We start from the raw sequence: 2,414 nt of genomic DNA on the forward strand, positions 1-2,414 counted from the left end.
CGACCTCGACGGGCCCGCCCGGCGCCGCCATCTCGGCCAGCAGCCGCAGCGCGATCGCGCGCGGGCTGTCCTTCGTGTCGACGTCCACGGACCGGACGAACGTCTCGGGGAACTCCTTGGCGAGCGTCCGGGCGAGGCCGCGCAGGCCCGCGCCGGGTGTGGGGTCGCCGACGCCGCCGTCGAAGCCGCGCCCGAACGCGCCGCCCGCGCCGGTGCCGAGGATCACCCAGCGCGGCCCGGCCAGCATCGTCCTGCGGATCCCGGCGTACGCGCCGGGTAGCACCGGGCCGCCGCCCGGCCGCAGCGCGGCGAGGTGGATCAGCCCGTCGCACGCGTCGCCCGCGTCCAGCGGCGTGCGCACCGTGGCGCCCTGCTGCTCCAGCAGGTCGGCCAGTTCCAGGGCGATGCCGCAGCCGTCGTCCACGACGACGAACGTGCGGCCGTCGAACCGTCCGGGGACGATCTCGGCCGGGGGCAGCGCGGGCAGTTCCCGCAGCCGCACGACCTGCCGCACGGGCGGCATCGCGGGCTCCTCGGCCGTCTCCTCCTCCGCCGTGTCAGCGGTCGGCGGCGCGACCTCCTCCTCCGCCGCCTCCTCCTCGTCGGCGCCGGGACCCCGCAGGCGGCCGCCGATCCACTCGACGATCTCGCCGATCGTCTTGATCCGGGCGAGCCGCTCGGCGATCGCCTCGTCCAGCCGGGTGCCCGGCCGGGTGAGGCCGACCCGGTCGGCCAGCTCGGCGATGATCTCGGTGCGCTTGATGGAGTCGATCGACAGGTCGGCTTCGAGGTCGAGGTCGGCGCCGAGCATCGCCTCCGGGTAGCCCGTCCGGGCGCCGATCACCGAGAGCACGGTCGCGCGGACCTCGTCGAGCCCGGGGGCCGCCTCCTGGGCGGACGAGGCGGGCTCCTCCACCTGGGCTTCCACCGGCGCTTCGTCCGGGGGCGTCCGGACGGGCGGCACCGTCCCGGGAGCCACCACGGAAGCCGGGCCCGGCTCCGAAGGCGGGGCGGACGGCGGCTGCGGGACGGCGTGCCCGGAGAACACCGGGCGCGGCGCGGGCACGGACGGCGCGTCCACCCGCTCCCCCGGCGCGGCGCTGCGGTTGAGCAGGCTCAGAACCACGTCCCGCTGTGCGGCGACGAGCTCACGGCTCGACCGCAGATACTCCAGGACGGCCGCGTGAAGCGGATCCTGCCCCGGCGCGGTGTCCACAGGAGGCGCACCGGTGGCGGCACTCACGAGATTCACGTCGGCTGCGGCAGGCGCGGCGTTCGCGGGCGGCTTCCCGGAAGCGGAGCTCGCGCCGAGAGCAGCGGCGGCATCCGGCACACCGGGTGCGGCCGGTGCGGGAGCGGCGGACGGGGCGCTTCGGTGGGCGGCTGTGGGCATGGGTCCTCCCGAAGGGAGCGCGACCCGCTCGACGGGACGCAGTGAGTTCGTGAGATGGGCGCCGTCGGCGGTGCGGACGAGGTGGCCGTTGACGATCCAGCCGGGCGTCGCGGGCGGATGCCCGGCGGACAGGACGCGGGCGTCGCGTCCGGCGAACAGCGCTGCGGCGTCCACCGGGACGCCGGTGACGGCCAGTTCGGCGAGCGCGAGCAGCAGCCGCCCGATGCCGTCGCCGCCGGGCGCGTCGCAGGCCACGGCAGTGTGCGGGCGGTCGCCGAGGATCTCGCCGACCAGCCCGGTGAGCACCCGGCCGGGCCCGGCCTCGACGAACACGCGCGCGCCCGCCGCGTACATCGCCTCGATCTGCTCGACGAACCGGACCGGGGCGGCGACCTGCCCGGCGAGCGTGGCGCGCAGCTCGGCGGGTTCGGTGTCGTAGGGCGCGGCGGTGGTGTTGGACCAGACCGGGAACGCGGGCGAGCGCAGGTCCCGGCGGGCCAGCTCGGCGCGTAGCGCGGCGGCGGCGCCCGCGACGAGCGGGCTGTGGAAGGCCGCCGCGACCGGGATCCGGCGGGCGGCGATCCGGCGCGCCGACAGCGCCCGCAGGGCCTGGTCGAGCGCGGGCGTCGACCCGGAGACCACGACCTGCCGGGGCGCGTTGTGGTTGGCGACGACCAGCTCGGAGATCCCGGCGACGGCCGCGCGGACGTCCTCCAGGGTCCCGGCGCAGGCCGCCATCGCGCCCGGGTCGTCGCCGTGGCCGACGGCGGCGTCGAGGATCGCCTCGGCGCGCGCGGCGGACAGGCCGACCAGGTCGTCGTCGGAGAAGACGCCGGCGGCGGCGAGCGCGACGAGTTCGCCGTAGCTGTGCCCGGCGGCCAGGTCGGGCCGGACGCCCAGCTCGGTGAGCAGCCGGTGCGCGGCGAGTCCCGCGATGCCGAGCGCGGGCTGCGCGACGCGGGTGTCGGTGATCGCCTCGTGCTGGGCGCGCTCGTCGTCCTCGGTGAACGCGGCGGGCGGG

Annotated in this window: 1 protein-coding gene; it reads right to left on the minus strand. The window is 77.5% G+C overall.

Annotated elements, in window-relative coordinates:
• The coding region (locus tag AB0J52_RS36460) for an acyltransferase domain-containing protein (protein WP_500187470.1) at positions 1–2,414 on the minus strand (2,414 nt) is incomplete at both ends.

Source organism: Spirillospora sp. NPDC049652 (genome assembly GCF_040675125.1).
Classification (GTDB): Bacteria; Actinomycetota; Actinomycetes; order Streptosporangiales; family Streptosporangiaceae; genus Spirillospora.